This window comes from Streptomyces tamarix, from assembly GCF_032423885.1.
GTDB classification, from domain to species: Bacteria; Actinomycetota; Actinomycetes; order Streptomycetales; family Streptomycetaceae; genus Streptomyces; species Streptomyces tamarix.
Window position 1 is genome coordinate 38,317 of the sequence record NZ_JAWCTQ010000003.1, and the last position, 23,831, is coordinate 62,147.

Sequence of the window (23,831 nt, forward strand, 5' to 3'; positions counted from 1 at the left end):
TTGTGACTTTCTGGAGTCAGTCAAGAACCGTCCGTAGCGGGCGGTCGGGTGATCGGTGAGGGGACGATGATGAGCACTGCCCACGCGGCGGCCACGGGTGACGAGAGTTCCGACCCGCCGATCAGAACGGTCGCGGGGACCGGGGGCGTGGGGTTCCAAGGGGACAACGGGCCCGCCGTCTCGGCCCAGTTGAACCGCCCGTACGGGATCGCGGTGGACAGCGCCGGCACCCTCTACTTCTCCGACTTCAACAACCAACGGGTCCGGAAGATCACGACCGACGGGAAGATCAGCACGGTCGCGGGGACCGGGGTCGCGGGCTACTCAGGGGACAGCGGCCCTGCCGTCTCGGCCCAGTTGAACTATCCGCGTGATGTTGCGGTGGACAGCGCGGGCGCCGTCTACATCGCCGATGCCAACAACCACCGGGTCCGGAAGGTCACGGTTGACGGGACGATCAGCACGGTCGTCGGCACGGGCGCCGCGGGCCTCAGTGGTGACGGCGGCCCCGCCACCGCCGCCCGGCTGAACCTCCCCATGGGGGTGGCGGTGGACAGCACCGGCGTTCTTTACGTCTCCGAGTATCACAACAATCGCGTTCGGAAGATCACGGCCGACGGCAGGATCAGCACGTTCGTCGGCACCGGTGCCGTCGGATCCGGGGGAGACGGCGGTCCGGCGGTTTCAGCTCAGCTGAACCGCCCGCACGCAGTGGCCGTGGACGGCTCGGGCGCCCTCTACATCGCCGACCACGGCAACCACCGGGTGCGGAAGGTCACCGCTGACGGGAAGATCAGTACGGTCGCCGGCACGGGTGCCGCGGGCTTCAGCGGTGACGACGGCCCCGCCACCTCGGCTCGGCTGAACGGTCCGGTGGGAGTGGTGGTGGACGGCACGGGCGTCCTCTGCATCGCCGACTACGGCAACCACCGGGTCCGCAAGGTCACGGCAGAGGGGAAGATCGGTACGGTCGCCGGCACGGGCACGGCGGGCTTCAGCGGCGACGGCGGCCCGGCCGCCACGGCCCAGTTGTACCACCCGTACGGGTTGGCGGTGGACTGCGTCGGCACTCTCTACATCGCCGATCACGTCAACAACCGGATCCGGAGGGTCGCGTCGGTGAGGCTGGCCGGGCTGCCCGATTCGGGCACGGTGGTCTCCTGGGCGAACGTCCGCAGCAGGTTGCGGATGGGGGTCGTGCGCGAGTCCACCAAGGACGGGGCCGAGGTCCACCAGTCCCTCGCCGTCCCCAGGGACCACCAGCGGTGGCGGCTGGTCGCGGCGGGTCAGGACGACGGCGACGTCCTGTACCGGATCGAGAACGTGCGCAGCGGCAAGGTCCTGGAGGTCGTCGGGGCGCAGGAGGCGGCCAGGGCGGTGGTCGCGCAGCGCGCCTACGAGGGCGCTGACGCACGCCACCAGCAGTGGCGGCTGATCCCGGTGGGCCCGGTGAGCGACGCCCCGCGGACGTACGAGATCGCGAACCGGAACAGCGGGCTGCTCCTGCGAGTCGACACCAACGCCCCCACGGCGATCAAGCAGGACAGGGCGGAGGGCGACCACCGGGACCGGCAGTGGCAGTTGCTTCCCGTGTGATGCGTGAGGGGCAGGGGCGGTCTCGCCCCTGCCCCCCTCGTACCCGGGCCCTACTCGGAGCGGGACGGCTTCTCCGCGGTCGCCTTGGGCGCCTTGGGAGCCTCCGGTGCCTTCGGCGTCTCGGGGGTCTTGGGCGCCTGGGCGTAGTCGCTCTTCTTCGGCCTGTTCTCCAGGTCCTCGTCCTTCTTCAGGTCGCCGCGTTCCGTCACCGTCGCGCTCGCCTCCTGCATGCCGGCGGACGCCGCCCCGCTCACCGACCCGGGGTCCTGGGCGTACTGGGCCTGCTCGCCGGCGGACGCCTGGGTGGTGTGGATGAAGGAGCCGAGGAAGCCCAGGACGGCCCGTGCTTCGGGCGACGTGTCCTGCACGATCTTCGCGCGGGACGAGGCGCCGTGGATCGCGTTGTCGAACAGGCTGGTGCTCGTGTCGTCGTACGTGTCGTCGTCGGCGTCCTCGAAGTCGACGCCCTCACCCGGCTGGGGCTTCGTGCTGTCGGTGGTCACGGAGAAGAGCCCCGCGCCCTTGCTCGCGGAGTTGAAGATGTTGTCGAACACCACGGTCGTCACCTCTGGTCGTCGTTGCGGCGGCGCCGCGCGGTCAGGGCTGCTTGTACAGCGTTTGCTGGCTGACGGACAGGCTCTCGCCGTCGAGCATCGTGTGGTGGACCTCCAGGTCGGAGACGACCTCGGCCAGCCCTTTCAAGCGGAAGCCGCCGGGTGCCAGGTCGATGTCGCCGATGTCGCGGGCGACCAGGTGGTCGAGGCCGGGGTAGGTTCCGGGCTGCGGAGGAGACAGGACCGCCACCGGCACGGCGTACTTCACCGCGATCAGCCCGGAGAAGGTCACCGGGATCTCATAGGTGTACTGCTTGCGGGTGCGCCGCTGCGTGACGATGGTCTGCACGCGGGAGTTCGGCGGAACCTTGCCGGAAATCTGCGACTTCGAGGCCCAACTGGTGTTCAGGGAGCCGCCCACGGTGGCCGCGATGCCCAGGGCCAGCGACGCGTTGAGCGACGCGTTGCCGGTGGCGCTGCCGGTGGTCGTGAACCCCACCGAGTTGGTCATCGTGTTCGACGAGGAGTTCGTCGCGGAGCTGCTCGCGGACGTCTCGGTGGTATTGGCGTTGTCGACCCCGACGCTGTCCTTGCTGTTCTTGTTGGTCACCGTGTTCGCGTTCTTGTTCGCCGTCCCGTTCTGGCACGACGCCGCGAGCTGCGACTGGAGGTCCAGCCGGAGCTGGTTCTGCAACTGGAGTTGGAGCGACGCGCCGACGCTGCCGCCGAAGGTGAGCTTGGCGTCTCCGTGGAGCGACCACGTGACCCCGTTCGAGACGGTGAAGTCGACCGAGTCGGTGAAGGTCATCTCGGACTGGCTGCGGTTGACGTAGGCGCGCGAGGAGAACGTGTCGGGCGGGGGCTGGACGATGTCGCCCCGCACCTCGATCAGCGGCTCCCCGAGGTTCATGTAGGCGAGCCAGCCGAGCTGGTACGCGGTCCCGGGGAAGTCGCCGAAGCTCGACTTGTTCACGGAGAACCCGACGGGTTCGTGCTTCACACCGTTGGTGTCGACGTAGACCAGGTTGGGGTGGTTCAGGATGGATTGCCAGGTCTGCTGGATGTTGAGTTCCCGCAGGTTCTTCTTCGTCAGCGGCTGACGCTTGGCCGGTACCAGGTTGTACGCGTTGGAAGACATTCCCCGCCCTCGACTAATCTGGCCGAATTTCACCCAGTGAAATATGAACAAGAATCTGCGCGCATTCCCGAAAGGCGAAGCTAGCACGCCCTCCGGACCCCTAGAAGATGTCACCGCATTATGCGCTCAATCGAGTGATAAAGCCTCTGCGGCCTCGTCAACTCCCCTACTGGTCAACTAACTTGAGGGGCCGTCGGTCGCTCATGCGCGACTTTCTGAATTACTGGCCAGCAGATGTCACGTCGCCCGGCCGTTTCCATGGTTGGGCTATTTTGCGCCAGCCGTCCATGCGTTTGGGCGTTGTTTCGATCGAATTCGGCTCGGCTCGCGGCAGTGGATCGCGACAGGCCACCGCATGGAGGGTCCGACGCGTTGTTCTCCACGTTCAGGGACAGGTGAGGTTTCCGCGATGTACACCCAAGAACGCACGACGATGTCGAACCTGGTGGTCGGCGGCCCGGTGGCGGTCAACAGTTACGACAACGCGATCGTGGCGGCGCTGGTCGAGAACCGGCCGGTCATGCTCGTCCACGCCTTCAACGGCGGCTACCTGCGGCCGGTCGAGCTGAAGGAGGAGAGCCACGACAAGGGGGTCAAGCTGGCCACCGCCCTCGACGAGGCCACCAAGGAGGCGAAGGGCCACCTCTGGTACCTCACCCCTGCCGGCTTCTTCGGGCAGCGGCCGCTGTACTTCGTCGAGAGCGCCGCGGGCCAGGTGTCGCCCAAACCGGCCGGTGCGGGCGCGACCGACGCCGGGCGCGGCGACGACGGCGCGCCGAAGCCGCAGCGCAGGCGCGTCACCGTCCACCAGGAGGCCCCCAAGAGCACGGCCGACACGGTCCAGGTCGGCCTCCCCGACAAGGTGGGCGACAAGTGGCGCGGGAAGAACGGCGCGATCGAGGACACGCAACTCTGGGTCGTCACGGTGACGCCGTGGGGCGGGATCACGTTCGTGCCGATCACCCACCCCGACGCCATCCTCGGGTTCAAGGACCACGCGGTGGCGGCCGACAGCGAGGTGCGTCTGACCTACAACTGGGGCGGGGACTTCACCGGGACGGTCATCAACACGTTCTACCCGCGGCTGCCCAACGAGTGGAACGTGCCGTACCACCACGTCTTCACGTGATCCGCGGCCACCGTCGCGCGCCACACCCGTCCCGAGCCCACGCCCGCACCGCCTGGAAGAGGCAGCCCGATGCCCGTGCCCACGGAAGAACTGAAACTGGAGATCGTCAACGCCGCCACGGGGAAGACCCTCGGCGCCAAGGCCGCGCCGGGCGCGGACGGGTCGCTCGTCGTCCGCGACTTCCCCGACGGCGGCCCGAGCCCGGAGCGGTGGCAGCTCACCCCCGTGCGGGCCGCGCAGGGCGGGCGGGCCCAGGACGACCCGGCCTACGTGATCCGCAACGCGGCCAGCGGCAAGGTGCTCGACGACCCCGCCGCCGCGGACCGCGGCGTCCGCCAGGGGGACGCCGCCGCCGGCAAGAAGAGCCAGCAGTGGCGCGTCGTCCCCGTCGAGGGCGAAGCGGGCCTCTACTTCATCGAGGGCGTGACCGGCGGCGCCGTTCTCGACCTCGCCGACCCCGGCGAGGAGGACACCCGGGTCGTCCTGCGCGCGTACGACGACGGCACGGAGAGCCAGCGGTGGCGGTTCGTCCCGGCCGAGCCCGAGCGCGTCAGCGACCCCGTGCTGCGCTGGGCGCCGCTGAGCCACTGGAACGGCCGCCGGTCCTGGCGGCTGGCCCGTTCGACCGCGCTGCGGCCGGCACCCGACGCGACGCCCTCCTTCAGCGACATGCTGCTGGTCCTCAAGCGGTTCGGGAGCGACCAGGACGCCGGCGGGTGGAAGGGCGACGGAGCCGGTCGCTTCCGCGGCGGGCAACCGGGCTGGTGGGCGGGGTCCGGTGCGCGGTTCCTCGCCGACACCACGGGGGCGGGGCGGGCGGACATCGTGGGGCTCAGCCCCGCGAAGGGGGCCGTGACGTCGTCCAGCAGGGGCGACGGCACGTTCGACGACGAGCGCGTCCTGCACCAGCCCGCGCCCTCCCCGAGCCCCGCGGACCTGTGGACCCTCGTGGACACGACGGGCGACGGCAGGCCCGACGTCGTCGTGCTCGCCGCCGACGGCGTCCGGGTGTCCTCCCAGGACGCGGGAGGGAGGTTCGCGCCCGCGGCCGGCGAGCCGGCTCTCAAGGCGTTCGGCCACGGCCGGCAGGCCGGCGGCTGGCTGGCCGACGAGCACCCGCGCTTCCTCGTCGACACCACCGGTGACGGGCGCACCGACATCGTCGGCTTCCACGACGACGGCGTCTGGATCTCGCTCCAGGACGAGGACGGCACGTTCGCACCGCTCGCCGACGAACCGGTCCTCAAGGCGTTCGGCCACGGCGAGGAGGCGGGTGGCTGGCTGGCCGACGAGCATCCCCGCTTCCTCGTCGACACCACCGGTGACGGGCGCACCGACATCGTCGGCTTCCACGACGACGGCGCCTGGGTCTCGCTCCAGGACGAGGACGGCACGTTCTCCGAGCCCCTGTACGTCCTCGACGACTTCGGGACCGGCCAGGGGTGGAGCTCGGTCGGGGAGCACCCCCGGTTCCTGGTCCGGACGACCGGCGGCGGAGCGGTGGACATCGTCGGGTTCGGCCCGCAGGGCGTCGTCGTCTCACGCGGGCGCGGCGACGGCACGTTCGAACCCGCGAAGCTCGTCCTGAACGACTTCGGGCTCGCCCAGGGGTGGACGGGCGAGAAGCACCTCCGGTTCCTCGCCGACGTCACCGGCGACGGCAACCCGGACGTCGTCGGCTTCGGTGACGAGGGGGTCTGGGTGTCGCACAACCGCGGCGACGGCCGGTTCGAGCAGGCCCAACTGGTGTGCCGCGGCTTCGGGTACGACGACGACGCGGGCGCCTGGCGGGTCGACCGCCACCCCCGGTTCCTCGCCGACATCACCGGTGACGGACGCGTCGACATCGTCGGCTTCGGCGGCCCGGGGGTGTACGTGGCCCGCAACCTCTTCCGCCGCTTCAGGACCCGGTAGCCCCGGAAGACCTTCCACGTCCCCGTCACGGCGACCCGCCACCGGCGTGCCGAGGCCCGTCGCCCCGCCCCGACGTGCGGCCCGGCACGCCCCACCCGCCGGGCCGCACGTCGGACGACCCCACCGGACGGCCGGCCGCCGCTTCCCGGAGCAGGACCTCGGCTCCGGGGGTGCCGGCCGACCGGGTTCGACACGATCGACTATCGCGAGCGCCACGCGATCGAGGGTGGGGCCCACCGCCTCAAGCGCCACCGGGCCGTGGCCACGAGGTACGACAAGTTCGCGGTCCGCTACGAAGCGACTGTCCTCGTGGCCGCCGTCAACGAGCGGCCGTGATCGGCACATGCCGTGCGGAGCGAGGCCCTGGCTTGTGGTCAGGGCCTGCGCACCTCGTATTGGAAGCAGCCGTACTCCACCGCCCGTACGTGCACGAGTGCGACTTCGGGGTCGGCGAAGGCCGCGTGCAGGGCGCGGTCCACGACGGTCTGTGCGTGGCCGGGATCGTCCGGCAACTGCACGATCGTGCCTCCCGCGATCCGACCGTCACCGCCGTATCGGCGGAAGACGCGCAGTGCCCCGGTCTCGGCGAACGGATAGAACGCCGCATCCGGGCCCTCGCACGGGTCGGTGTGGATGAAAACCGGGCCCACCTCGTCATAGGCCCCGGGGTCGACGCCCACCTCCGCCGCCCACCGGCGCAGCGGAGCGTACGACACCAGCGAGATCCGCTCGCCGGCACGGCTACGGCGCAAACAGCAGCGCAAGGGCGATCCGTCCGTGTCGTACGCGTAGGGACGGGGAACCACACCGGCATCGTCGCGTTCGCGGAGCACGTCGAGAACGTGGGGAGCGATGGCAGTCGGCTGATAAGTCGCTGTCGTCATGCACACAGGCTGCGTGGGTGAAATCACCGACGCTGGCGGGAATCCGACATCAAGTTCGGTCACAGACGCGCGCCAGCGCATTCGAGACACGCCTTAACATGCCCTTATGGGAATCAGCGTTCAGGTTCGGACATTTACCGGCACGGTCGAAGCCACGTGCGCGCACCCTTCCGTCCCCGCCCTGTGTGAACGGGCGACGAGCCAGAACCTGCCCCTGCTCGGATGCGTCGATCCCTACGACGACACCGTGTTCAATCAGTCGCAGCTCAGGGTCCTGATCCCGGAACTCCGGGCCTTGGCGGAAGGCGCAGCCGCCGAAGAAGCCGAGGCGGTGCACGAAATCCTTGCCCTGGCCGCTCAAGTCGACCGCAAGGCCCACCGGTACCTCGTCTTCAACGGCGACTGACGACGTCACTTCCACCACCGGCGCTATCCGGTTCGGAGCGCCAGCCGGGCGCCCCGGCTGCGCGCGATGCGGTGCACGTCGCGCAGGGACTCCGCCAGGCGGGCGACGACGTAGCGCAGTTGCTCGGAGGTGGCCCGGTGGTCGCCCAGCAGGTCGTCGACGTGGCTGAGCAGGTCGTCGGCCATGTCGAGCTGCACGCTCTCGACCTCGTCGGCCATGCGGGAGACGTACCCCTCACCGTCCCCGATGAGGTAGCAGGGCTTCCCCTCGGACCCGGTCCACGGGAGCAGGCGGACGTACTCCGCGCTGTGACCGGTCACGCCGCCGCCTCCGTTCCGCGGACGACGCGCGGGCCGAGGTCGACGCCGTGCACGGCGAACCGGAGGACACGGTGGCGGGTCTCCGCCCGGCGGCGCTCGTGGGCGACGAGGTACGGGCGGACGAGGGGGCTGTCCTCGCCCCGGAAGCACGGCCGCGGCGGGAGGGCGGGCCGGGGCGGGGCCGCCGCCGGGCGGCACTCGGGTTCACGGCCGGGGCGCGGCGGCCGGTGCCGTCCGTACGGCGGGGGCCACAGGAGCCGCAGCAGTGGGTCGAGCAGGTGGGCGATACAGTGCAACACGTCGTCAACTCCTGGTCAGTTGATGGCCACGCCCCCGGACCGTTCACGTCGGTCGCGGGGGTCCTGTGCGTGGAGCGGCGCCGAGACGGCCGCCCGGCACTCCGCTCCGTAGCGATTCACTCACAGCGTGAGACCGGTCGGGCTACGCTGACCAGGGGGTTCGGTGTGACAGTGCATTCGTCGCAAGGGAGTTGACGGTGAGCAACGTCTATGGGGAATGGTTGAAGGCGCAACGGGAAGCGGCCGGCCTCACCCAGCAGGAACTGGCCGATGCCGCGATCATGACCCGTTCGCACATCGCCCACATCGAAGCGGGCCGCCGCATCCCGTCCAAGGAGGACGCCCGCAGGCTGGACATGGCGCTGAACACGGGGAACGTCCTGAGCAGCTTCCTGCCGCAGGAAGACGTGGCGGTCGCGGACTACTTCGAGGCGGCCCGACAACTCGAACAGCAGGCGACGGTGATTCAGGAGTTCGCACTGTCACTAGTTCCTGGCGTGTTGCAGACAGAAGGATACGCCCGCGCAGTTCTACGTCCCTGGTTCCCTCCTCGGAGTGAAGAGGAATGTGACAGGCTCCTTGTCACACGACTGGATCGGGGGAAAATTCTCACCAATCCGGTCACCCCGCTGTTCTGTGCTCTCTTGGACGAGTCGGTGCTGCGTCGCTGCGTCGGAAGCCCAACGGTCATGGCGGAACAACTCATCCATATCGTCCGCATGGCGGAGCAAGAGCGCATCCGTGTACACATCCTGCCTTTCAAGGCCGGTTACTACCCACTGCTCCAGGGGATGCTGTCGCTCATGTCGTTCGACGACCAGCCTCCCGTCGCCTACGGCGAGGGCATACTGATGGGCAAGCTGCACGACTCACCTGCTCTGGTTGAGACACTGCATCGCACCTACACTCTCGCCTTGGGTGACGCGCTCCCCCGCAAGGAGACGCTCGCCCTCCTGAGGGCAACGGCAAAGGAATACGGGCACCATGGCTAAGCGCACGATCCCCAACGCGGCCACACTGAGCGGCTGGCGCAAGTCCCCCTACAGCAGTGGGGACGGGGGGAGTTGCGTCGAAGTACTGGACAACCATCCGCAGGGCATCCCCGTCCGCGACTCCAAGATCCCCCACGGCCCCGCCATCATCTTCCCCACGACCGCTTGGACGCCCTTCGTCGCAGCCCTCAAGAGCACCCCTGCCTAACCCAGAAGCCACCGCTCAGCAAGCCACCCCCTCTCACGAGAGCACTCGCGAAAGGACACGTACATGACTGAGCACACCGTTCGAGACGCAGACTGCCTGACCGGCTGGCGCAAGTCGTCGTACAGCGGCCCTGAAGGCGGCAGTTGCGTCGAAGTCCTGGACGGCCACCCCTCCGGCGTCCCCGTCCGCGACTCCAAGGCCCCCCACGGCCCCGCCATCGTCTTCCCGGCCACCGCCTGGGCGCCCTTCGTCGCGGCCCTCAAGAACACCCTCGCCTGACCCGGGCGCCACCCGTCCCAAGGGGGCGTTCGAGCGCTCGGCCGCGCGGCGGCCCCTCCGGTCGCCGGTACGGCGCAGGAGCCTCGCGGTACCCACCGCCCGGGGGCTCTCGGCGCTCCGAACCAGAGGGGCACGACAGCGGCGCGGCCGGGTTCCGGTCGCGCCGCTGTCGAGCTGGGGTCGGCCCTCGGGGAGCCCCCGGGTCAGTGGAGCTTGTTGACGGCGGTCTTCGTCGTGGTGCGGAAGGCGGTCAGCGGGGCGTCCTTGAAGTCGCCCATCTGGCCCCAGCGGACGAAGGTGACGGTGCGGCCGTCGCGGCCGACGGAGAACAGGTGGATGTCGGAGTTGCCGATCTGCGGGTCGGCGGTGTCCAGGCTGTAGACCCAGGCGCCCTCCTCGACGGCGAGCTTGCCGTGGAAGGCGCTGACGGCCTGCAGGCCCGGGTTCTGCCGCTCCAGCAGGGGGCCGCAGCCGGCGAGGGACGTGCGGAGGGTGTCGACCAGCTTCACGGCGTCGGCCTCGGTGCGGGCGACGGTGGTGATCTGGAGGCCGTTGGTGTCGAGCTCGGTGTTGAACTCGCGGTAGCGGCTGTTCTGCGCCGGGATCTTGTACGGGGCGCAGAGGGCGCCGCCGTTCTCCGGGACGCCGGTGAAGACCTGGGTGGCGGTCCACGGCGTCGACGACGGCGGCATCTGGGAGGCGGCGAGGAAGGCGGGCTGGGCGGCGGCCTGCGCCGGGGCCGTGGCGAGGGCCGCGAGGCCCAGGGCGGCAGCGGCGGCGGTGGCGAGTGCGGTGCGGAGCTTGTTCACGGTGGTGGATCCCCCGTCGGGTCGTTCGTTCGGTCGGTTCTCCACCAGCGTGGGGCCGGCGCCCGCCGCCTGCAACGATCATGCGCCCACCATCCGTCCCGGAACCATTCCACCCCCGCTGACGTGCAAGGACGTGAAGGGTGGGACGCGGGGTCGAGGGGGATGGAATGCCGAAGGACGCAGCCGTCGAGGAGTTCGCGGGGCTCGTGCGCGCGCTGAAGGCGCGGGACGGTCGGAGTTACGAGGCGCTGGGCCGGCGGCTGAGCGTCAGCGCGTCCACCCTCCACCGCTACTGCTCCGGCGCGACCGTCCCGGAGGAGTTCGCCGTGGTCGACCGCCTCGCCCTGCTGTGCGGGGCGGACGAGGAGGAACGGCGGGCCCTGGAGGCGGCCTGGGCGGAGGCGGACCGCGCCCGCCACCGAACGGCCTCGCCCACGCCCATGGCCTCACCCCCGCCCGCGCCCACGACCTCGCCCTCGCCCTCGCCCTCGCCTGTGCCGACCGCGCCGGTATCGGACCCGGAACCGGCCGCGCCCGAATCGAAGCCGCAACCGACCCTCACCCCCGCCCCGGACCCGGCCGCCCCCGCCCCGGCCGCGCCGGAGGCGCCCCGCGCCCGCCCCCGTCGTGCCGCCCCCGCTTCCCTCCTCGTCGCCGCCGCCGTGGCCCTCGTCGTGCTCGCCCTCGCCGCCGCCCTGCTCGGCCACCCCACCCGTACGCCTTCCGCCCCCGCTCCCGCTCCCACCCCTCCGGGGCGGACCGCGGCCCCCCTCCCCTTCACCTGGACCATCGCCTCCCAGCTCTGGCAGGGCGGCTGCGGGCACACCTACGTCGTGGACCGGGCCCCCCGCGCGGTCGCCCCGCCGCCGGTCGCGGCCGACTCCGGAGCGTGGGCCCGGACGCACGGTGCCGTGCACGGCGGGGAGGCGCTGGTGCGGATCACGCTCCAGGGCCGGTCACCGTCCGACGCCGTCGTCCTCCAGGCCCTGCACGTGCGCGTGGTCGACCGGGCCGCGCCGCTGCCGTGGAACGCGTACCGGATGGACAACGGCTGCGGCGGCGCCGTCACACCGCGCCACTTCGCCGTGGACCTCGACCGGCCGCGCCCGCTCGCGAGGCCCGTCGACGGCCTTGACGCCTCCGGCGCCGAGGTCCGGACGATCCCGGCCGTCTCCTTCCCGTACAAGGTCACCTCCTCCGACCCCGAGGAGTTGCTCGTCTCCGCCCGGACGGCGGGTTGTGACTGCCGCTGGTACCTGGAGCTGGAATGGAGCGCCGGGGGCCGTTCGGGGACGGTGCGGATCACGGACGGCGGGAGGCCCTTCCGCACGAGCGGGATCCGGGGGAGGCCGGCGTACGCGTACGACTCCGCCGAAGGGCTCTGGATCACAGACGCGGAGTCTGGACAGACCGGATGACTGATGAGTAACTTCGACTGACACAGGCTGAGCAAGCGCTTAGACACATGTCGGAGCGTCGGTGTGCCGGCCGGACCAGGACAGGAACCGAAGGAGGCGGCTCGTGCGCCGTACCGTATTCAACGAGGACCACGAGGCGTTCCGGGACACCATCCGCGCCTTCATCGAGGCCGAGGTCGTCCCCGTCTACGACGAGTGGTTCGCCGCCGGCCAGGCGCCGCGCGAGTTCTACTACAAGCTCGGTGAGCTGGGCGTCTTCGGCATCAACGTTCCCGAGGAGTTCGGCGGCGCCGGGCTGGACACCCACAAGTTCGAGGCGGTCCAGTACGAGGAGACCGCCCGCGCGGGCGTCAGCTTCGGCGGCTCCGGCGTGCACGTGCTGCTCGCCCTGCCGTACCTGAAGATGCTCGCCACCGACGAGCAGAAGAAGCGCTACCTGCCGAAGTTCGTCACCGGCGAGGAGATGTGGGCGCTGGCGATGACCGAGCCGGGCACCGGCTCCGACGTCGCGGGCATGAAGACCACCGCCAAGCTCTCCGAGGACGGCACGCACTACGTCCTCAACGGCGCCAAGACCTTCATCACCGGCGGCGTGCAGGCCGACCGCGTCATCGTCTGCGCCCGCACCTCCGCGCCGCGCGAGGACGACCGCCGCTTCGGCATCTCCCTGTTCGCGGTGGACGCGAAGTCCGAGGGCTACTCCGTCGGCCGCAAGCTGGACAAGCTGGGCCTGCGCACCTCCGACACGGCCGAGCTGGCCTTCGTCGACGTCAAGGTCCCGGTCGAGGACCTGCTCGGCGAGGAGAACAAGGGCTTCTACTACCTCGGCCAGAACCTGCCCTCCGAGCGCTGGGGCATCGCCTTCGGCGCGTACGCGCAGGCCAAGGCCGCCGTCCGGTTCGCCCAGCAGTACGTGCAGGAGCGCACCGTCTTCGGCAAGCCGGTCGCGCACTTCCAGAACACGAAGTTCGAGCTGGCCGCCTGCCAGGCCGAGGTGGACGCCGCCGAGGCCGTCGCCGACCGCGCCCTGGAGGCCCTGGACGCCGGGGAGCTGACCGCCGCCGAGGCCGCGTCCGCCAAGCTGTTCTGCACCGAGGTCGCGCACCGCGTCATCGACCGCTGCCTCCAGCTCCACGGCGGCTACGGCTACATGAACGAGTACCCGATCGCCCGCCTGTACGCGGACAACCGCGTCAACCGCATCTACGGCGGTACCAGCGAGGTCATGAAGTCCATCATCGCCAAGTCGATGGGCCTGTAACCGCAGGTGGGCGAAGCACTCGACGACCTCCTCGACCTGCTCGACGTGGAGCGGGCCGGGGAGGACACCTTCCGGGGCCGGTCGCGCGGCGCGGTCGCGCCCCGGGTCTTCGGCGGCCAGGTCGTGGCCCAGGCGCTGGTCGCGGCCGGCCGCACCGTGCCCGAGGGGCGCGCGGCGCACTCCCTGCACGCGTACTTCCTGCGCGCGGGCGACCCGGACGCGCCGATCGCCTACGCCGTGGAGCGCATCCGCGACGGGCGGTCCTTCACCAACCGCCGCGTGGTCGCCGTCCAGCACGGGAAGCCGATCTTCCACCTGTCGGCGTCGTTCCAGGCGTACGAGGAGGGCCTCGACCACCAGGCGGGCATGCCGTCCGTGCCGGGCCCGGAGACCCTGCTGACGACGCGGGAGTCCCTCGCCCGGCACGCCGACCGGTTCACCGTCCCGGACTTCGCCGAGCGGCTGCTGGAGGCGCGCGCCGCGGTGGACCTGCGCTACGTGGGCGAGCCGCCGTACGCGGCGCCCGGCGAGCCCCGCGCGCCGCGCTCGCGGGTCTGGTTCCGCGTGGACGGCGAGCTCCCGGACGACCCCCTGCTGCACGTCTGCCTCGTCGCGTACGTCTCCGACATGACGCTCCTCGACCCGGTGCTGCTCGCCCACGGGCGGGGCGGCTGGGGCGTCGGCGACGTGGTCGGCGCGTCCCTGGACCACGCGATGTGGTTCCACCGCCCGCTCCGCGCCGACGCGTGGCTGCTGTACGACCAGGAGTCCCCGTCGTCGTCCGCCGGCCGGGGCCTGGGCCAGGCCCGCATCTGGACGCGCGACGGCCGCCTGGCCGTCTCCGTCGTCCAGGAGGGCGTGGTCCGCGTCCCGCGGTGAGCCCGGCGGGTCAGAGCAGGCCGGCCGCGCCCAGGAGGTAGGCGGTCAGGGGCTCGTAGAAGCGCGGGTCCAGGACGTGGTCGTCGAGGGGGACCGTGACCTGGAGGGTGCCCTCGGCCTCCCCGATGAACAGGGCCGGGTCGTTGCAGTCCGCGTAGCCGACCGCGTCGACGCCGCGCTGGCCCGCGCGGCCCGCCCAGCCGTGGTCGGCGACGACCAGGTCCGGCAGGGGCTGTTCCACGGCGCGCAGCCCGTCGAGGACCGCGTTCATCGGCTCCGGCGAGTGGGTGTGCCACAGCGTGGCGCCCCGCTCGAACACGGCCACGTCCGCGAACTGCACCACGTACCCCTCGTCGGCGGTGAGCCCGCCGGGGATGCGGACGACGTCGCAGCCGGCGGCGCGCAGCGCGGCGGCGGTGCGGCTGTGCACGTCGAGGAGGGCGCCGGGGTGGCCGGTCGCGAAGAGGACCCGCTCCCGGGCCGCGGCGGCCTTGCGGAGGCGGGCGGCCATCCGGTCCAGGGCGTCGACGGTCAGCTCCGGGTCGATCGTGTCCTGGCCGGCGCGGTGCCCGGGGTCGTCGTCGACGCCGCACCGCTCGGCCATCACGGCGAGCACGTCCTGCTCGTCGGTCCAGCGGTCGCCCAGTTCCAGGCCGAGCCAGTAGTGGCGGTCGCCGTTCGCGAGCTTGCGGTAGTGGGCGAGGTTGTTGTCGCGCGGGGTGGCGACGTCTCCCGCGATGCGCGTGCGGACGAGGTGCTCGACGAGGGCGGCGCGGCTGGGTATCGGCATCCCCCCATTGTGCCGCCCGCCTCCGGCCGTGGCCGAGCCGTTCCGCCGCGCGGGTCCCCCTGCGCACGGGACGCGCGGGCCCCTTCGTACGGGATCTTCGGATTCGTACGGGATCTTCGGACCGACTGGCGGGAAACCCGCCCGTAACCGCCGCGGGGCGGGCAGACTGGCGCCCGCCACCCCTCACCGCCCGGGACGCGACGTCCCCGAACGGCCGGGCCGCCGTGCCCGGCACCGCAGGAGAAAGGCACCTCTTTGAACCGTGCGATACGCGCCGTCGCCCTGTCGACGGCCGCCCTGTCCCTCGCCGCCCTGCCCACCAACGGCCACGCCGCCTCCACGACGGGCGCGCTCATGGTCACCCACGTGCGGCCCAACACCTCGGGGGCGGACGTCAGCGGCAGTCGCCAGCTCAACCTGAACGGCGAGTACTTCGTCATCAAGAACGTCACCACGCGGACGGTGAACACGGGCGGGTACGTCCCGGACATCTCCACCAACTCGTACGGTCGCGCGCTGCCCTCGTACAACCTGCCCGCCGGGGCCAAGGCGTACGTGCACACCGGCAGCGGCACCAACCACCGGGACAGCAGCGGCTGGCACCACATCTACCGCGGCTACGCGCGGCACGTCCTGCCCAACGACGGCCGGTCCCGCAACCCGGACCTGCGCCTGAAGAAGCCCGGCAGCCCGGACAACAACACGTCCACCGGCTCCATCAGCCCCTGCAACTGGGGCAACGCGGCGGACGGCACGACGTACGCCTGCTGACGCGGGCGTGACGTGGAGGGGCCGGCCGCGGGGTCACCGACCGCCGCGGCCGGCCCTTCGCGCGTCCCACCGGCGGGCGCCTCACCCGGCGGGCGCCTCAGCCGGCCGCGGGGGCTCCGGCGACAGGGGCTCCGGCGGGGGCTTCCTGGGTGCGGGGCGCCGCCGCCGCGAAGGCGCCACGGGCGAGGCGGTGCAGCAGGGCGGCCGTGGCGGGGCTGTCCGCGAGGGTCCCGGCGGGGCCGAGGTGCGGGGTGGAGTTGAGCAGGCCGAAGACCGCGTGGACGGCGGCCCGGGCGTCGGACTCGTCCAGGGACGGGTAGGCCCGGCGGACCGCGTCGACCCACAGCTCGACGTACTGCCGCTGGAGCTGGCGGACCCGCTTGCGCTCGGCGTCGCGCAGGCGGTCCAGCTCGCGGTCGTGCAGGGTGATGAGCGAGCGGTCGTTGAGCGCGAAGTCGATGTGGCCGTCGATCAGGGCGGAGAGCAGCGCCTCCGGGTCGCCGTCGGACTCCGCGACGCGGCGGCGACCGCCGTCGAGGAGGCGCTCGCTGATCCCGACGAGCAGCTCGGCCAGCATGGCGTCCTTGCCCGCGAAGTGCCGGTACAGGCCGGGACCGCTGATGCCGACCGCGGCGCCTATCTCGTCGACGCCCACGCCGTGGAAGCCGCGCTCGGCGAAGAGACGGGCGGCCTCCCGGAGGATCTGCTCGCGGCGTGTCGGGGCGTCGGTCCTGGTGGTCATGGATCGATTCTAGACAATGCGGTTAGCGCTCGTTAACCTGAAGGCCATACGTTAACGCTCATTAACGCTCTCGTACGGGCAAGGGGGCTCGACACGATGCAGCAGGCACCTGTGCTGGCGAGCGCGGCGGATCCCGCGTCGGCGGCCTGGCAGGCCAACGAGGCGGCGCACCGGGAGCTGGCCGACGACCTCCGGGCGCGGCTGGCCGCCGCCCGGCTCGGCGGCGGCGAGAAGGCGCGCGCCCGGCACACCGCGCGCGGCAAGCTGCTGCCGCGCGACCGCGTCGACGCGCTTCTGGACCCGGGCTCGCCCTTCCTGGAGCTGGCCCCGCTCGCGGCGAACGGCATGTACGACGACCAGGCGCCCGCCGCCGGGGTGATCGCCGGCATCGGCCGGGTCAGCGGTCGCGAGGTGGTCGTCGTCGCCAACGACGCGACGGTCAAGGGGGGCACGTACTACCCGATGACCGTCAAGAAGCACCTGCGCGCGCAGGAGGTGGCCCTGGAGAACCGGCTGCCCTGCGTGTACCTGGTGGACTCGGGCGGCGCGTTCCTGCCGATGCAGGACGAGGTGTTCCCGGACCGGGACCACTTCGGGCGGATCTTCTACAACCAGGCCCGCATGTCCGGCGCGGGCATCCCGCAGATCGCCGCCGTCCTCGGCTCGTGCACGGCCGGCGGGGCGTACGTGCCGGCGATGAGCGACGAGGCCGTGATCGTCCGGAACCAGGGCACGATCTTCCTGGGCGGCCCGCCGCTGGTGAAGGCCGCCACGGGCGAGGTCGTCACCGCGGAGGAGCTGGGCGGCGGCGAGGTCCACTCCCGCACGTCCGGGGTGACCGACCACCTCGCAGAGGACGACGCGCACGCCCTGCGGATCGTGCGGAACATCGTGGCGACGCTCCCCGCGCGCGGGGAACTCCCCTGGACGGTCGAGCCGGTCGAGGAGCCGAAGGTCGACCCGGCGGGGCTGTACGGGGCGGTGCCGGTCGACCCCCGCACGCCGTACGACGTGCGGGAGGTGATCGCGCGCGTCACGGACGGCTCCCGGTTCTCGGAGTTCAAGGCCGAGTTCGGGCAGACGCTGGTGACGGGCTTCGCCCGGATCCACGGGCACCCGGTGGGGATCGTCGCCAACAACGGCATCCTGTTCGCCGAGTCCGCGCAGAAGGGCGCCCACTTCATCGAGCTGTGCGACCAGCGCGGCATCCCGCTGCTGTTCCTGCAGAACATCTCGGGCTTCATGGTGGGCCGGGACTACGAGGCGGGCGGCATCGCCAAGCACGGCGCGAAGATGGTCACGGCCGTGGCCTGCACGCGCGTGCCGAAGCTGACGGTCGTCGTCGGCGGCTCGTACGGCGCGGGCAACTACTCGATGTGCGGCCGGGCCTACAGCCCCCGCTTCCTGTGGATGTGGCCCAACGCCAAGATCTCCGTGATGGGCGGCGAGCAGGCCGCGTCCGTCCTCGCCACCGTCAAGCGCGACCAGTTGGAGGCGCGCGGCGAGAGCTGGCCGGCGGAGGCGGAGGAGGAGTTCAAGGCCCCGGTCCGCGCCCAGTACGAACGGCAGGGCAGCGCGTACTACGCGACGGCCCGGCTGTGGGACGACGGGGTCATCGACCCGCTGGACACCCGCCAGGCGGTGGGCCTGGCCCTGACCGCGTGCGCCAACGCCCCCCTCCCCCAGCGGGACCCCGGGGCGCCCGGCTTCGGCGTCTTCCGGATGTGAGGGACCTGACGACCATGACGATGTTCGACACTGTCCTCGTCGCCAACCGGGGCGAGATCGCGGTCCGCGTCATCCGCACGCTCCGCGCCCTGGGGGTGCGGTCGGTCGCCGTGTTCAGCGACGCCGACGCCGGTGCCCGGCACGTGCGGGAGGCCGACACGGCGGTGCGGATCGGCCCCCCGCCGGCCCGCGAGAGCTACCTGCGCGTCGACCGGCTGCTGGAGGCCGCCGCCCGGACCGGCGCCCGGGCCGTCCACCCCGGGTACGGGTTCCTCGCGGAGAACGCCGCGTTCGCGCGGGCCTGCGCCGACGCGGGGCTGGTCTTCATCGGGCCGCCCGCCGACGCGATCTCCCTGATGGGCGACAAGATCCGCGCGAAGGAGACCGTACGGGCGGCCGGCGTCCCGGTCGTGCCCGGCTCCTCGGGCAGCGGCCTGAGCGACGGCGAACTGGCCGACGCGGCGCGGGAGATCGGCATGCCGGTGCTGCTGAAGCCCTCGGCGGGCGGCGGCGGCAAGGGCATGCGCCTGGTGCGGGCCGAGGCCGCGCTGGCGGACGAGATCGCGGCGGCCCGCCGGGAGGCGCGGGCGTCGTTCGGCGACGACACGCTGCTGGTGGAGCGGTGGATCGACCGGCCCCGGCACATCGAGATCCAGGTCCTCGCCGACGGCCACGGCAACGTCGTGCACCTCGGGGAGCGGGAGTGCTCCCTCCAGCGCCGCCACCAGAAGGTCATCGAGGAGGCGCCGTCCGTCCTGCTGGACGAGGGGACGCGCGCCGCGATGGGCGAGGCGGCCGTCCAGGCGGCCCGCTCGTGCGACTACCGGGGCGCGGGGACGGTGGAGTTCATCGTCCCGGGCGGCGACCCCACCCAGTACTACTTCATGGAGATGAACACCCGCCTCCAGGTCGAGCACCCGGTGACCGAGCTGGTCACGGGCCTGGACCTGGTGGAGTGGCAGTTGCGCGTCGCGGCCGGCGAGGAGCTGCCGTTCCGGCAGGAGGACATCGCCCTCACCGGGCACGCGGTGGAGGCCCGCGTCTGCGCCGAGGAGCCGGCGCGCGGCTTCCTCCCGTCCGGCGGCACGGTCCTCGCGCTGCGCGAGCCGCAGGGCGCGGGGGTGCGGACGGACTCGGGGCTGAGCGTCGGCACCGAGGTGTCCAGCCTGTACGACCCGATGCTGTCGAAGGTCGTCGCCCACGGCCCGGACCGGGCCACCGCCCTGCGCAGGCTGCGCGCCGCCCTCGCGGACACGGTCACGCTCGGCGTGCCGACGAACGCCGGGTTCCTGCGCCGCCTCCTGGCCCACCCGGACGTGGTGGCGGGCGAGATGGACACGGGCCTGGTGGAGCGGGAGGCCGACGCGCTGGTCCCGGACGGGGTGCCGGAGGAGGTGTACGAGGCGGCGGCGGCCGTGCGGGAGGAGGCGCTCGCCGCGCGGCCGGACGCGCGCGGGTGGACCGACCCGTTCTCCGTGCCGAGCGGGTGGCGGCTGGGCGGCGAGCGGCTACCGGTCACCCACCACCTGCGGGTCGCGGGGCTCGAACCCGTCACCCACCGGGCGCGCGCCACGGACCGTACGGTGACCGCCGACCGGGTGACGGTCACGCTGGACGGCGTGACGCACGCGTTCCACCGCGCCGGCACCTGGCTCGGCCGGGACGGGGACGGCTGGAACGTCCTGGACCACGACCCGGTCGCCGCCTCCCTCACCCGTTCGGCGCACGCCGGGGCCGACGCGCTCACCGCGCCGATGCCCGGCACGGTCACGGTGGTGAAGGTGGCCGTGGGCGACGGGGTGACGGCCGGGCAGGGGCTGGTCGTGGTGGAGGCGATGAAGATGGAACACGTCATCTCCGCCCCGCACGACGGCACGGTCGTCGAGCTGGACGTCACGCCCGGGACGACGGTCGCCATGGACCAGGTGCTCGCCGTCGTCGAACCGCACGCCCCGGAGGAGGACGCGACATGACCGGTGGACTCCCGATGGAGGTTCCCGCGCCGGGGCTGCCCGCGCGCGTGCGGATCCACGAGGTGGGCCCGCGTGACGGGCTGCAGAACGAGCCGGGCGTCGTGCCGACCGGGGTGAAGGCCGAGTTCGTCCGCCGCCTCGCGGACGCCGGGCTGGACACGGTCGAGGCGACCAGCTTCGTCCACCCCAGGTGGGTGCCGCAGTTGGCCGACGCCGAGCAGTTGTTCCCGCTCGTGCGCGACCTGGACGTGCGCCTGCCGGTGCTCGTGCCGAACGAGCGGGGGCTGGACCGGGCGCTCGCGCTGGGGGCCCGCGAGGTCGCCGTGTTCGCCAGCGCGACCGAGTCGTTCGCCCGGGCCAACCTGAACCGCACGGTGGACGAGTCGCTCGCCATGTTCGAGCCGGTCGTCGCCCGCGCCAAGGCGGAGGGGCTGGCGGTGCGCGGCTACCTGTCGATGTGCTTCGGGGACCCGTGGGAGGGTCCCGTCCCCGTCGAACGGGTCGTCGGCGTCGCCCGCCGCCTGGCCGACCTGGGGTGCGACGAGCTGAGCCTCGGGGACACGATCGGCGTGGCCACGCCCGGCCACGTGGCGGCCCTGTTGACGGCCCTGGGCGCGGCCGGCGTGCCGGCGTCCGCGCTCGCCGTGCACTTCCACGACACGTACGGGCAGGCCCTCGCCAACACGTTCGCCGCGCTCCAGCACGGCGTGACCACCGTCGACGCCTCCGCGGGCGGGCTCGGCGGCTGCCCCTACGCCAAGTCCGCCACCGGGAACCTCGCCACCGAGGACCTCGTGTGGATGCTCCACGGCCTCGGCATCGAGACCGGGGTCGATCTGGGCCGGCTGACCGCCACGAGCGTGTGGCTGGCCGAGGAGCTGGGCCGCCCGAGCCCGTCCCGTACCGTCCGCGCCCTCTCCCACAAGGAGTGACCCCCATGCCCCTGGACCACCGGCTCTCCGCCGAGCACGAGGAACTGCGCCGCACCGTCGAGGAGTTCGCCCACGACGTGGTGGCGCCGAAGATCGGCGACTTCTACGAGCGCCACGAGTTCCCGTACGAGATCGTGCGGGACATGGGCCGCATGGGCCTGTTCGGCCTGCCGTTCCCCGAGGAGTACGGCGGGATGGGCGGCGACTACCTGGCGCTGGGCATCGCCCTGGAGGAGTTGGCCCGCGTCGACTCGTCGGTGGCCATCACCCTGGAGGCGGGCGTCTCGCTGGGCGCGATGCCGATCCACCGGTTCGGCACGGAGGAGCAGAAGCGGGAGTGGCTGCCGCGGCTGTGTTCCGGGGAGGTGCTGGGCGCGTTCGGGCTGACCGAGCCGGAGTGCGGCTCGGACGCGGGCGGGACGCGCACGACGGCCGTGCGGGACGGCGACGAGTGGGTGATCAACGGCACGAAGTGCTTCATCACCAACTCCGGCACGGACATCACGGGCCTGGTGACGGTGACCGCCGTGACGGGCCGCAAGCCGGACGGCCGCCCGGAGATCTCGTCCATCATCGTCCCGTCGGGCACGCCGGGCTTCACCGTCGCCGCGCCGTACTCGAAGGTCGGCTGGAACGCCTCGGACACGCGTGAGCTGTCGTTCTCCGACGTCCGCGTGCCCGTGACGAACCTGCTGGGCGAGGAGGGCCGCGGGTACGCGCAGTTCCTCCGCATCCTGGACGAGGGCCGCATCGCGATCGCGGCGCTGGCCACGGGCCTGGCGCAGGGCTGTGTCGACGAGTCGGTGAGGTACGCGAAGGAACGTCACGCCTTCGGCCGGCCCATCGGGGACAACCAGGCGATCCAGTTCAAGCTGGCCGACATGGAGATGCGGGCGCACATGGCCCGGATCGGCTGGCGGGACGCGGCGTCCCGGCTGGTGCTGGGCGAGCCGTTCAAGAAGGAGGCGGCGCTGGCGAAGCTGTACTCGTCGACCGTCGCCGTCGACAACGCGCGGGAGGCGACGCAGATCCACGGCGGGTACGGCTTCATGAACGAGTACCCGGTGGCGCGGATGTGGCGGGACTCCAAGATCCTGGAGATCGGCGAGGGCACGAGCGAGGTGCAGCGCATGCTCATCGCCCGCGAACTGGGCCTTTCGGCCTGACGGTTCCCCCCTGGGCGCGCCCCGCGAGCCCGAAGGCCCTTGTAGGCCAGGAGGGGGGCGCGACGGGTGGGGCGGAAGCCCCCTGCGGGCCGGGAGGGGACGGTGCCCCGTGGGCCACTCCTGGAGCCGAAGACCCTGTAGCCGGGAGGGGGACGGTGCTCCCGTGGGCTGCTCGTGGAGCCGAAGGGTCACACGGCTCATGAGGCCGAGGCCCCTTGCGGGCCGGGAGGGGGACGGTGCTCCCGTGGGCCGCTCGTGAAGCCGAAAGGTCACACGGCTCATGAGGCCGAGGCCCCTTGCGGGCCGGGAGGGGGACGGCACCCCTGTGGGCCACTCCTGGAGCCGAAGTCCCTGCGGGTCGGGAGGGGGACGGCGCTCCCGTGGGCCGCTCGTGGAGCCGAAGGGGCGCGCGGGTGTCGAGGGGGCGATCGCGCGGAGGCGCGAAGCGCTGAGCACGTTCGCCGTCTCGACACCCGCTCACAGCGCCCCGGAGGCGGAACGAGCTCAAAAGAAGGACCGCCCTCTGGACAAGATCTGAGGTTAGGCTAACCTACCTTCGAACTTGCCCAGTGGCCGGAATCCGGCCGTACGAAAGCGACCCCGCCATGCCCAGCAACGCCCGAGCCACCCACCTGACCCGACGTGGACTCCTCGCCGCGGGAGGCGCCCTGGGGCTGGGCGCCGCGCTCGCCGCGTGCGGCAAGGACGAGGGCGCCGAGAAGTCCGGCGGCGCGGACGCCGCGGCGACGTCGGGCCCGTGGAAGTTCACCGATGACCGGGGTGTCGTGGCGGAGGCCAAGGCCACTCCGAAGAACATCGTCGCCTTCACGGGCATGGCGGCGGCGCTGCACGACTTCGGCGTCGAGGTGAAGGGCGTCTTCGGCCCGACGAAGACCGCCGACGGCAAGCCCGACGTCCAGGCCGGCGACCTCGACATCGCCAAGGTCAAGATCATCGGCAACGTCTGGGGCGAGTTCAACATCGAGGAGTACATCAAGCTCCAGCCCGAGGTCCTCATCACGGACATGTGGGAGAAGGACGCGCTCTGGTACGTGCCGGACGAGTCCAAGGACAAGATCCTCAAGCTGGCCCCGAGCGTCGCCCTGTGGGCCGCCGACCAGTCGATGCCGAAGGTGCTCCAGCGCCACGCCGACCTGGCGAAGAGCCTGGGCGGCGACGTGACGTCGAAGAAGGTCACCGACAGCAAGGCCCGCTTCGAGGCCGCCGCCGCGCGGCTGCGCGCCGCCGCCAAGGCCAAGCCGGAGATCAAGGTCCTCATCGGTTCGGCCAGCGCCGACCTGTTCTACGTCTCCACCCCGGCCCGCCCCACCGACACCCTGTACTTCAAGGAGCTCGGCGTGAACGTCGTCGTGCCCACGAAGCTCGACCAGGGCGGCTGGTTCGAGGGCCTGAGCTGGGAGAACGTCGACAAGTACAAGGCCGACATCATCATGATGGACAACCGCAGCTCGGCCATCCAGCCCAAGGACCTCGCCTCCAAGCCGACCTGGGCGCAGCTTCCCGCCGTCAAGGCCGGCCAGGTCATCCCCCGTGTCACGGAGCCCATCTACTCGTACGAGAAGTGCGCCCCGCTGCTGGAGGACCTCGCCAAGGCGATCGAGAACGCGAAGAAGGTGGCCTGA

The 23,831-nt window shown here is 71.9% G+C and carries 24 protein-coding genes; 16 read left to right on the forward strand and 8 right to left on the reverse strand.

Annotated features, from left to right (window positions below):
* The first annotated feature begins 69 nt into the window (after positions 1–69).
* A complete protein-coding gene (locus tag RND61_RS03510; RefSeq protein WP_315876157.1) occupies positions 70–1,596 on the forward strand; it encodes an NHL domain-containing protein in 1,527 nt (508 codons plus the stop codon).
* Positions 1,597–1,646: 50 nt separating this feature from the next.
* Here the strand turns inward: RND61_RS03510 and RND61_RS03515 are convergent, their stop codons facing one another.
* A complete protein-coding gene (locus RND61_RS03515; RefSeq protein ID WP_315876158.1) occupies positions 1,647–2,153 on the reverse strand; it encodes a hypothetical protein in 507 nt (168 codons plus the stop codon).
* 40 nt (positions 2,154–2,193) lie between these two features.
* Entirely contained in the window at positions 2,194–3,288 is a 1,095-nt protein-coding gene (locus RND61_RS03520; RefSeq protein WP_315876159.1) for a hypothetical protein, read from the reverse strand.
* Between the two features lie 409 nt (positions 3,289–3,697).
* On the opposite strand from RND61_RS03520, the gene RND61_RS03525 reads away from it, so the two are divergent.
* On the forward strand, positions 3,698–4,417 hold the full coding sequence (locus RND61_RS03525; protein ID WP_315876160.1) for a hypothetical protein: 720 nt from the start codon (positions 3,698–3,700) through the stop codon (positions 4,415–4,417).
* Between the two features lie 69 nt (positions 4,418–4,486).
* The gene (locus RND61_RS03530; protein WP_315876161.1) at positions 4,487–6,331 is read left to right on the forward strand and encodes an FG-GAP-like repeat-containing protein; all 1,845 of its coding nucleotides are present in this window, start codon (positions 4,487–4,489) and stop codon (positions 6,329–6,331) included.
* 374 nt (positions 6,332–6,705) lie between these two features.
* On the opposite strand, the gene RND61_RS03535 is transcribed toward RND61_RS03530, so the two are convergent.
* The gene (locus tag RND61_RS03535; protein WP_315876162.1) at positions 6,706–7,215 is read right to left on the reverse strand and encodes a DUF1203 domain-containing protein; all 510 of its coding nucleotides are present in this window, start codon (positions 7,213–7,215) and stop codon (positions 6,706–6,708) included.
* A 106-nt stretch (positions 7,216–7,321) separates the two neighbouring features.
* Here RND61_RS03535 and RND61_RS03540 point away from each other — a divergent pair, with 106 nt between their 5' ends.
* On the forward strand, positions 7,322–7,621 hold the full coding sequence (locus tag RND61_RS03540) for a hypothetical protein (RefSeq protein ID WP_315876163.1): 300 nt from the start codon (positions 7,322–7,324) through the stop codon (positions 7,619–7,621).
* A gap of 23 nt (positions 7,622–7,644) precedes the next feature.
* Here RND61_RS03540 and RND61_RS03545 read toward each other — a convergent pair whose 3' ends face one another.
* Positions 7,645–7,941 (reverse strand): hypothetical protein, encoded by a 297-nt coding sequence (locus RND61_RS03545; RefSeq protein WP_315876164.1) that lies wholly within the window; start codon positions 7,939–7,941, stop codon positions 7,645–7,647.
* Complete coding sequence (locus tag RND61_RS03550; protein ID WP_315876166.1) at positions 7,938–8,240, reverse strand: hypothetical protein; 303 nt, start codon at positions 8,238–8,240, stop codon at positions 7,938–7,940. Before RND61_RS03550 ends, RND61_RS03545 begins: the two co-directional genes overlap by 4 nt.
* Before the next feature lie 197 nt (positions 8,241–8,437).
* On the opposite strand from RND61_RS03550, the gene RND61_RS03555 reads away from it, so the two are divergent.
* The 3 genes from RND61_RS03555 to RND61_RS03565 all read left to right on the forward strand — a co-directional run bounded on the left by RND61_RS03555 (position 8,438) and on the right by RND61_RS03565 (position 9,719).
* The gene (locus RND61_RS03555) at positions 8,438–9,232 is read left to right on the forward strand and encodes a helix-turn-helix domain-containing protein (protein WP_315876167.1); all 795 of its coding nucleotides are present in this window, start codon (positions 8,438–8,440) and stop codon (positions 9,230–9,232) included.
* Complete coding sequence (locus RND61_RS03560) at positions 9,225–9,440, forward strand: DUF397 domain-containing protein (RefSeq protein ID WP_315876168.1); 216 nt, start codon at positions 9,225–9,227, stop codon at positions 9,438–9,440. The genes RND61_RS03555 and RND61_RS03560 overlap by 8 nt, the downstream gene beginning before the upstream one ends.
* Positions 9,441–9,503: 63 nt before the next feature.
* Positions 9,504–9,719 carry a DUF397 domain-containing protein gene (locus RND61_RS03565; RefSeq protein ID WP_315876169.1) on the forward strand — a complete coding sequence of 72 codons (216 nt, stop codon included), beginning with the start codon at positions 9,504–9,506 and terminating at the stop codon, positions 9,717–9,719.
* A 203-nt stretch (positions 9,720–9,922) separates the two neighbouring features.
* On the opposite strand, the gene RND61_RS03570 is transcribed toward RND61_RS03565, so the two are convergent.
* A complete protein-coding gene (locus RND61_RS03570) occupies positions 9,923–10,528 on the reverse strand; it encodes a hypothetical protein (protein ID WP_315876170.1) in 606 nt (201 codons plus the stop codon).
* Between the two features lie 167 nt (positions 10,529–10,695).
* On the opposite strand from RND61_RS03570, the gene RND61_RS03575 reads away from it, so the two are divergent.
* The 3 genes from RND61_RS03575 (at position 10,696) to RND61_RS03585 (ending at position 14,086) form a co-directional block, all read left to right on the forward strand.
* The gene (locus RND61_RS03575) at positions 10,696–11,946 is read left to right on the forward strand and encodes a helix-turn-helix domain-containing protein (RefSeq protein WP_315876171.1); all 1,251 of its coding nucleotides are present in this window, start codon (positions 10,696–10,698) and stop codon (positions 11,944–11,946) included.
* Between the two features lie 103 nt (positions 11,947–12,049).
* Positions 12,050–13,207, forward strand: a complete 1,158-nt coding sequence (locus RND61_RS03580) for an acyl-CoA dehydrogenase family protein (protein WP_315876172.1) — start codon at positions 12,050–12,052, stop codon at positions 13,205–13,207.
* A gap of 6 nt (positions 13,208–13,213) precedes the next feature.
* Complete coding sequence (locus tag RND61_RS03585) at positions 13,214–14,086, forward strand: acyl-CoA thioesterase (RefSeq protein ID WP_315876173.1); 873 nt, start codon at positions 13,214–13,216, stop codon at positions 14,084–14,086.
* Positions 14,087–14,096: 10 nt separating this feature from the next.
* Here the strand turns inward: RND61_RS03585 and RND61_RS03590 are convergent, their stop codons facing one another.
* On the reverse strand, positions 14,097–14,876 hold the full coding sequence (locus RND61_RS03590; RefSeq protein WP_315876174.1) for a phosphatase: 780 nt from the start codon (positions 14,874–14,876) through the stop codon (positions 14,097–14,099).
* Positions 14,877–15,131: 255 nt separating this feature from the next.
* Here RND61_RS03590 and RND61_RS03595 point away from each other — a divergent pair, with 255 nt between their 5' ends.
* Positions 15,132–15,647 (forward strand): hypothetical protein, encoded by a 516-nt coding sequence (locus tag RND61_RS03595; RefSeq protein WP_315876175.1) that lies wholly within the window; start codon positions 15,132–15,134, stop codon positions 15,645–15,647.
* A gap of 97 nt (positions 15,648–15,744) precedes the next feature.
* Here the strand turns inward: RND61_RS03595 and RND61_RS03600 are convergent, their stop codons facing one another.
* Complete coding sequence (locus RND61_RS03600; RefSeq protein ID WP_315876176.1) at positions 15,745–16,389, reverse strand: SACE_7040 family transcriptional regulator; 645 nt, start codon at positions 16,387–16,389, stop codon at positions 15,745–15,747.
* A gap of 96 nt (positions 16,390–16,485) precedes the next feature.
* Here RND61_RS03600 and RND61_RS03605 point away from each other — a divergent pair, with 96 nt between their 5' ends.
* From RND61_RS03605 to RND61_RS03625, 5 genes are all read left to right on the forward strand, one after another.
* Complete coding sequence (locus RND61_RS03605) at positions 16,486–18,117, forward strand: carboxyl transferase domain-containing protein (protein WP_315876177.1); 1,632 nt, start codon at positions 16,486–16,488, stop codon at positions 18,115–18,117.
* 20 nt (positions 18,118–18,137) lie between these two features.
* Positions 18,138–20,090: an acetyl/propionyl/methylcrotonyl-CoA carboxylase subunit alpha gene (locus RND61_RS03610; protein WP_315876332.1), complete on the forward strand. Its 1,953-nt coding sequence runs from the start codon at positions 18,138–18,140 to the stop codon at positions 20,088–20,090.
* Positions 20,087–21,022, forward strand: coding sequence for a hydroxymethylglutaryl-CoA lyase (locus RND61_RS03615; protein WP_315876178.1), 936 nt, complete (start codon positions 20,087–20,089; stop codon positions 21,020–21,022). The genes RND61_RS03610 and RND61_RS03615 overlap by 4 nt, the downstream gene beginning before the upstream one ends.
* A 5-nt stretch (positions 21,023–21,027) precedes the next feature.
* A complete protein-coding gene (locus RND61_RS03620; RefSeq protein ID WP_315876179.1) occupies positions 21,028–22,188 on the forward strand; it encodes an acyl-CoA dehydrogenase family protein in 1,161 nt (386 codons plus the stop codon).
* Positions 22,189–22,793: 605 nt separating this feature from the next.
* Positions 22,794–23,831, forward strand: a complete 1,038-nt coding sequence (locus RND61_RS03625) for an ABC transporter substrate-binding protein (RefSeq protein ID WP_315876180.1) — start codon at positions 22,794–22,796, stop codon at positions 23,829–23,831.

Excerpts from the sequence above, each read along its gene's own strand:
- RND61_RS03510 (WP_315876157.1), top strand. The coding sequence starts at position 70 with ATGAGCACTGCCCACGCGGCGGCCACGGGTGACGAGAGTTCCGACCCG.
- RND61_RS03520 (WP_315876159.1), bottom strand. The coding sequence starts at position 3,288 with ATGTCTTCCAACGCGTACAACCTGGTACCGGCCAAGCGTCAGCCGCTG.
- RND61_RS03525 (WP_315876160.1), top strand. The coding sequence starts at position 3,698 with ATGTACACCCAAGAACGCACGACGATGTCGAACCTGGTGGTCGGCGGC.
- RND61_RS03530 (WP_315876161.1), top strand. The coding sequence starts at position 4,487 with ATGCCCGTGCCCACGGAAGAACTGAAACTGGAGATCGTCAACGCCGCC.
- RND61_RS03535 (WP_315876162.1), bottom strand. The coding sequence starts at position 7,215 with ATGACGACAGCGACTTATCAGCCGACTGCCATCGCTCCCCACGTTCTC.
- RND61_RS03540 (WP_315876163.1), top strand. The coding sequence starts at position 7,322 with ATGGGAATCAGCGTTCAGGTTCGGACATTTACCGGCACGGTCGAAGCC.
- RND61_RS03560 (WP_315876168.1), top strand. The coding sequence starts at position 9,225 with ATGGCTAAGCGCACGATCCCCAACGCGGCCACACTGAGCGGCTGGCGC.
- RND61_RS03565 (WP_315876169.1), top strand. The coding sequence starts at position 9,504 with ATGACTGAGCACACCGTTCGAGACGCAGACTGCCTGACCGGCTGGCGC.
- RND61_RS03575 (WP_315876171.1), top strand. The coding sequence starts at position 10,696 with ATGCCGAAGGACGCAGCCGTCGAGGAGTTCGCGGGGCTCGTGCGCGCG.
- RND61_RS03590 (WP_315876174.1), bottom strand. The coding sequence starts at position 14,876 with ATGCCGATACCCAGCCGCGCCGCCCTCGTCGAGCACCTCGTCCGCACG.
- RND61_RS03600 (WP_315876176.1), bottom strand. The coding sequence starts at position 16,389 with ATGACCACCAGGACCGACGCCCCGACACGCCGCGAGCAGATCCTCCGG.
- RND61_RS03605 (WP_315876177.1), top strand. The coding sequence starts at position 16,486 with ATGCAGCAGGCACCTGTGCTGGCGAGCGCGGCGGATCCCGCGTCGGCG.
- RND61_RS03610 (WP_315876332.1), top strand. The coding sequence starts at position 18,138 with ATGTTCGACACTGTCCTCGTCGCCAACCGGGGCGAGATCGCGGTCCGC.
- RND61_RS03615 (WP_315876178.1), top strand. The coding sequence starts at position 20,087 with ATGACCGGTGGACTCCCGATGGAGGTTCCCGCGCCGGGGCTGCCCGCG.
- RND61_RS03620 (WP_315876179.1), top strand. The coding sequence starts at position 21,028 with ATGCCCCTGGACCACCGGCTCTCCGCCGAGCACGAGGAACTGCGCCGC.
- RND61_RS03625 (WP_315876180.1), top strand. The coding sequence starts at position 22,794 with ATGCCCAGCAACGCCCGAGCCACCCACCTGACCCGACGTGGACTCCTC.